Raw genomic sequence first — 6,319 nt, forward strand, 5'->3', positions numbered from 1 at the left:
TTTGGGGATTTTTGATGGTCTTAATATTTCCGCATCAGCGCTAACGGCAGGGCGCTTGCGAATGGATGTCATCTCAGCCAACATGGCTAACGCCGATACAACTAGAGCAAAAAAGGTTAATGGCGAATGGCAGCCATATCGTAGAAAGATTGTCGAGATGGCGCCAATGAACGGCGGCTTTAAAACTCATTTTGATCAGGCGCTAGCGCAGAAGGCAGGCGGTGTAAAGGTGACTAGAGTTGTCCAGGACCAGACACCTTTTAAACTGGTCTATGAACCTGACAATCCTGAGGCCAATCAAGAGGGCTATGTTAAATTGCCGAATGTTGATCCTTTGAAGGAAATGGTGGATTTAATGAGTGTCACAAGGTCATATGAAGCAAATGTCACAGTGATTAATGCAAATAAAAATATGCTTATGAAAGCTTTAGAAATCGGAAGGTAGGAGTTGTTACGCATGAAAGCTTTAGCTATTGACCTACAGGGGTTAAAGCCCGCAATGGAAATGAAGCACTTGTCACCAAAATCAAAAGTTTCCTTTTCGAATATGCTTGGAAAAGCCCTGGACAATGTGAATGTTTCTGAGGAAACAGCCAATCAAATGGTAACCGATATGGCCGCAGGTAAGGCGGGAAATTTACATAATGTGATGATAGCAATGGAAAAATCGGATATTCTCCTGCAAACGACGGTAGAGGTAAGAAACAAGGTGATCGATGCCTATCAAGAAATTATGAGAATGCAGGTTTAGACAGAAAGCGTAACGGCACCGATTGGAGGATATCATGAAAGAAAAGCTATCAAACGGTTATAAAAGAATAAAAGGCATGTGGTTAGGTTTAAGCAAGAAAAAAAGGGGTTGGATCATTTTCTTAAGCGCTGCTGCTGTCTGTCTTATCATTTTGATGACAACATTGTCATCAATAAAGCATTTCACGCCGCTTTATAGCCATTTGTCCGCAAGTGAAGCAGGGCAAATCAAAGAAACGTTAGACAAGAAGAATATTGTCTATAAATTATCAGATGACGGGTCAACGATTAGTGTTCCTAAAGCACAGGTCGATCAGCTAAAAGTTGAATTAGCGGCTGAAGGCGTACCCAAAAGCGGCCAAATTGACTATTCTTTTTTTGGTGAAAATGCCAGCTTCGGTATGACTGACAAAGAATTTGCTGTATTAGAACGTGCTGCCATGCAGACGGAGCTTTCCAATCTGGTAACTCAAATTAAAGGTGTTAGATCCGCTAAAGTCATGCTGAATTTACCAGAAAGAAGCGTCTGGGTCAGTGACGATTCTAAGCAAAATGACGCATCAGCCTCTGTTGTATTAGAGCTTGAGCCGGGTTATCAATTAAATAATGCACAGGTTCAAGGGCTATATCATCTTATTTCTAAAAGTGTTCCGAATCTTCCTGAAGATAATATCGTCATAATGGATCAGTATTTTAACTACTATGACAAAAAAAGCAGTTCTAATGATTCGGCATTATCCGTTTATGAACAGCAAAAGGGAATCAAGCAAGATATTGAAAAGGATTTGCAAAGAAAAGTTCAACAAATGCTTGGTATGATGATGGGGCAAGAGAAAGTAATGGTTAATGTCACAACGGATATCGATTTTACAAAGGAAAAATCAAAAGAAGATCTTGTTAAACCCGTAGATAAAGAAACTATGGAAGGGCTCCAGGTAAGTGCAGAACATATAACTGAAACCTATTCAGGTAGAGGCCCAGGAGGCAAAGTTGGTACCGGAAATACAGATATTCCCGAATATCCCAGCACAGACAACAATGATGGGTCTTACAAGCATATTGAGGATCGTATCAACAATGAGTTCAATCGGATTCACAAAGACATAGTTAATAGCCCTTATGATATTAAAGATTTGGGCATTCAGGTTATGGTTGAACCGCCTAATCCTAATAAGCGGGCATCGTTGTCGCCGCAAAGAATCAGCGACATCAAACAAATACTTAACACAATTATTCGGACGACCCTCTCGGATAATGGGGGTAAGCAGTTAAGTTCTAATGAAATCGATCAAAAAGCGATTGTCACCGTTGAGAAATTTAACGGAAAGCCTAAAGCAATAACAACATCGAAGAAAACATCCCGGTTATGGTTGTATATTGGCGGCGGTTTAATTCTATTGATCATTATTGTTTTAGTTATGTTGCTATTAAGAAGGCGAAAGGCAGCAAATGAAGATCTCTTGTCTGAGATAACATACCACCAGTCAGCGCAACGTGTAACTGACTTGGAAGACGAAATGGAAAATAAATCACCAGAAGTGCAAAAATACAAGCAGCTAGAAAAACTGGCGAAACAAAAGCCAGACAAATTTGTCAAGTTACTGCGGTCGTGGCTTTCTGAGGATTAGGGAGGGCTTGTAATGGTCATGCAAACGAATAAGTTAACGGGTAAAGAAAAGGCCGCTGTATTATTAATTGCTCTTGGATCAGATGTCTCGGCCGAGGTGTACAAGCATTTAACGGAGCATGAAATTGAGGAACTGACACTAGAAATTTCAAATGTCAGGAAAATAGACAAACATGTAAAAGGCCGGGTAGTGGATGAGTTTTTTCAGACAGCACTCGCTCAGGAATATATTTCACAAGGCGGAATTGGCTACGCAAAGCAGATTTTAGAAAAAGCACTGGGTACCGAAACAGCCAAAGAGGTGATCGGCCGGTTAACATCAACACTGCAGGTAAAACCTTTTGATTTTATGAGAAGGACAGATCCGCAGCAAATCTTAAATTTTATTCAGCATGAACACCCGCAAACGATTGCTCTTGTCCTATCTTATCTTGATTCAGAGCAGTCAGCACAAATTTTGTCAGCCTTACAGCATGATTTGCAGTCAGATGTGGCGAGACGCATCGCTATTATGGATAGGACATCACCTGAAATTATTAATCAGGTTGAACGAATCCTCGAAAAAAAACTGTCTGCCACTGTTACTCAGGATTATACACAAACCGGCGGTATTGAAGCGGTTGTTGGCGTTCTTAACGGTGTAGATCGAACAACAGAACGAACCATTCTGGATGAATTGGCTGTCCAGGACCCTGATCTTGCCAATGAAATTAAGAAACGTATGTTTGTCTTTGAAGATATTATTGTCCTTGATAACCGGGCGATACAACGTGTCATCCGTGAGGTGGACAATGAAGATCTGCTGTTGTCATTAAAGACAGCGAGCGAAGAAGTCAGGGACGTGTTATTTGGGAATATGTCAGAGCGCATGGCCGAGACATTAAAGGAGGAAATGGAGTTTATGGGGCCTGTTCGGCTTCGTGATGTGGAGGAAGCTCAATCCCGAATTGTCAACGCGATTAGGAATCTTGAAGATGCCGGTGAAATTGTGATTGCCCGCGGCGGTGGGGATGATATCGTTGTCTAACGTTATTAAAGCACCTGCGTCAATGTATAGAAAAAGGGTGTTAGACATCCATTCCGTCAATCCCCGTCATCTTTATGGAGCAGAAGAACATAACAACATGACGGACCGGCTTGAATTGACTTTGTCAGAGAGAGTGAGGATGGCTCGGAATGAAGCGAACGATATTATCGCAGGCGCACAGGCTGATTATGAACGCAAACAGCAGGATATCAAAAGACAAGAAGAACAATTGATAGAGAAAAGTGACGTCATTTATAAAGAACAACACGCATTAGGTTATCAAGATGGTTTCAAAAAAGGCCAAGATGAAGGGCTTGCTTCCTGCTGCGATAAGCTTAAAGAGGCTAACAGTATCGTTAGACGTGCTGAGACAGCTTATAAGGAATATCTTCAGCAGGCTGAGCCGCAAATTCTGTCCCTAGCTATCATGGCGGCCGAAACGATTATGAACACGACGCTTTCTTCGGAGCCAGAACAATGGCTGCCAATAATAAAAAAGGTATTAGGCGAAGTGAGGGAAATGGAAACGATAAAAATTATCGTTCCCCCTGTATGGTTTCCTGTCGTCAATGACCAAAGAGAGGAATTAGCAGCCTATGCTCAAGGGGCTCAGCTGCTTGTCTTCGTCGATGGAGATTTAAATGAAAACAAGTGCTATATTGAAACACCGTTTGGAAAGATTGATGCCAGTATAGACAGTCAACTTAGAGTGCTTAAAGCCAAGCTTCTTGAATTATTGGAGGAAACTAAATGAAGGCAATCCAACTTTTGAAACGGATGAATACCATCGACACTTATAAGCGGTATGGGAAAATCGTTAGAGTTGTCGGCTTGCTGATAGAATCGAAAGGTCCCTCAACGTCAATTGGTGATGTGTGTCATATTCATTTGGAAAAACAATCCTGCACAGTTAAGGCCGAAGTTGTCGGATTTCGAAATGAGCATGTGCTGCTGATGCCTTTTACAACTGTCAATCACATTTCTCCCGGGTGCTTGGTCGAAACAACTGGGAAACCATTGCAAATAAAAGTCGGTACAGAATTGTTGGGAAAGGTCTGTGACAGCCTTGGCCAGCCAATGACAGGAACGATTTTTTCAAAAGGATTGTCAGCGGTTCAGGCAGCGGGGATGCCGCCAAATCCGTTAAGCCGACCAAGGATACAAGAGGCTGTTGAACTTGGCATTAGATCGATCGATGGGTTATTAACAGTTGGCAAAGGTCAGCGTGTAGGGATCTTTGCTGGAAGCGGTGTGGGAAAAAGTACATTAATGGGAATGGTCGCCCGTCATACTTCAGCTGATTTAAATGTGATTGCACTCATTGGCGAGCGAGGGCGCGAAGTCAAGGAATTTTTGGAAAAGGGTCTTGGACCTGAAGGACTTGCAAGGTCGATCATTGTCGTGGCAACATCGGATCAGCCGGCATTAATGCGAATCAAAGGTGCATTGGCTGCGACAGCTATAGCTGAACATTTTCGCTCCATAGGAAAAGATGTGCTGCTGATGATGGATTCCTTAACAAGGGTAGCCATGGCACAAAGGGAAATTGGTCTGGCAGTGGGTGAACCCCCGACAACAAAAGGGTACCCCCCTTCAGTCTTTTCCTTATTGTCGCAGCTTTTGGAGCGGGCAGGAACCGATGAATTTGGAACTATAACGGCATTTTATACAGTTCTGGTTGATGGTGATGATTTGGATGAGCCGATTTCAGATACAGCGAGGGGAATACTAGATGGTCATATTGTACTTGACAGGGAGCTTGCCCAAAAGGGCCAATACCCTGCTGTCAATGTATTGAAGAGTGTGAGCCGTGTGATGAATAGCATCGTCACACCGGAGCATCAAAAAGCAGCAGTCAAATTCAGGACTTATTTATCTAAATACATGGATTCTGAAGATTTAATTCATATCGGTGCTTATAAGAAGGGGACGTCAAAGGACATTGATGATGCCATTCACTATTATCCTCTTATTCAGGCCTACTTAAAGCAGGGTGAGGACGAAGTGGTGACACAGGAGGATGCTGTCAGGCAGCTAATTCAACAGTTTGGGAAGGGTGGTGGTTAAATGTCTTTTCAATTTTCCTTTCAGAAAATTTTACACATTGCTGATAAAGAAAAAAAACAGCTGGAGTCGGAATATCAAGTTGTCTTCGGATTCTACGAAACGCTTTCAAATCGATTGTATTCATTAATGGAACAAAAGGAATCAATCCAAGCGGCATTTCGGGAGAATCTTAAATCATCACTTTCTATTGATGCCGTCCAAAATCAATTAAACGACATCAGCAGACTTGAACGAATGATTGATGAACAAAGGATAGAATATGCCCAAGCAAGGGAACGCCTCGAACAATTTCAATTGACTCTGACAGAGAAAACCATTCAGCTCAAAAAATATGAAAAGCTGAAGGATCATGCATGGCTAGAGTACAAAAAGGATGAGAGAAAGAGGGATAACAAAAGAATGGATGAACTGGCGGCAATATCCTTCCCTCTTATTAATTAACCATCAACCCTTAAAAAAGCAAGGTGGCATTATGGAAAATAAAATATCTATAAAAATAATAAAACTTTGTCTTGTTATAATCATTCCCCTGATTTATTCATACCTACGAGATGAAACGAGATTTAAGTCCGAAACCATACTTTTCGTTCCTCTATTGGGAAAAGGATTGCGAAATTCACTGCGGTGAAGGAATACAATAATTAGGCACCCTGAAATCACCTGTTTTTGGGTATACTACCCCCTTGGTTCCAAATTGAATTTTAAAGACTGTTGTTGTCTATTTGCCTTCTGAAGTTATGTATGACATTGTTGGGTGATTTACGCTACTGGCACTCGCTTTCCGCGGGCACGGCTTCAGCCTCCTCGGAAGAAAACCACTTCCTGCGGGGTCTTCAGACACGTGCTGT

General features: G+C 42.0%; 7 protein-coding genes. All 7 read left to right on the plus strand.

The annotated features are described in order from the left end of the window. Window position 1: 1 nt before the first annotated feature. From flgC to fliJ, 7 genes are read left to right on the plus strand one after another with little or no spacing between them, the layout of a single operon-like run. Window positions 2-445 carry a flagellar basal body rod protein FlgC gene (gene flgC / locus EV207_RS10260; RefSeq protein ID WP_424511360.1) on the plus strand — a complete coding sequence of 148 codons (444 nt, stop codon included), beginning with the start codon at window positions 2-4 and terminating at the stop codon, window positions 443-445. Window positions 446-457: 12 nt separating this feature from the next. Further along, window positions 458-751: a flagellar hook-basal body complex protein FliE gene (gene fliE, locus EV207_RS10265; RefSeq protein WP_132746069.1), complete on the plus strand. Its 294-nt coding sequence runs from the start codon at window positions 458-460 to the stop codon at window positions 749-751. A gap of 34 nt (window positions 752-785) precedes the next feature. Then, window positions 786-2,378, plus strand: coding sequence for a flagellar basal-body MS-ring/collar protein FliF (fliF, locus tag EV207_RS10270; RefSeq protein ID WP_132746070.1), 1,593 nt, complete (start codon window positions 786-788; stop codon window positions 2,376-2,378). A gap of 12 nt (window positions 2,379-2,390) precedes the next feature. After that, window positions 2,391-3,404, plus strand: a complete 1,014-nt coding sequence (gene fliG, locus EV207_RS10275; RefSeq protein ID WP_132746071.1) for a flagellar motor switch protein FliG — start codon at window positions 2,391-2,393, stop codon at window positions 3,402-3,404. Beyond that, complete coding sequence (gene fliH, locus EV207_RS10280) at window positions 3,397-4,158, plus strand: flagellar assembly protein FliH (protein ID WP_165886902.1); 762 nt, start codon at window positions 3,397-3,399, stop codon at window positions 4,156-4,158. The genes fliG and fliH overlap by 8 nt, the downstream gene beginning before the upstream one ends. Further along, a complete protein-coding gene (gene fliI / locus EV207_RS10285; RefSeq protein WP_132746073.1) occupies window positions 4,155-5,471 on the plus strand; it encodes a flagellar protein export ATPase FliI in 1,317 nt (438 codons plus the stop codon). The genes fliH and fliI overlap by 4 nt, the downstream gene beginning before the upstream one ends. Beyond that, a complete protein-coding gene (gene fliJ, locus EV207_RS10290; protein ID WP_132746074.1) occupies window positions 5,472-5,912 on the plus strand; it encodes a flagellar export protein FliJ in 441 nt (146 codons plus the stop codon). Window positions 5,913-6,319 lie beyond the last annotated feature (407 nt).

Origin of the sequence: Scopulibacillus darangshiensis (assembly GCF_004341035.1) — a bacterium.
Classification (GTDB): domain Bacteria; phylum Bacillota; class Bacilli; order Bacillales; family Sporolactobacillaceae; genus Scopulibacillus; species Scopulibacillus darangshiensis.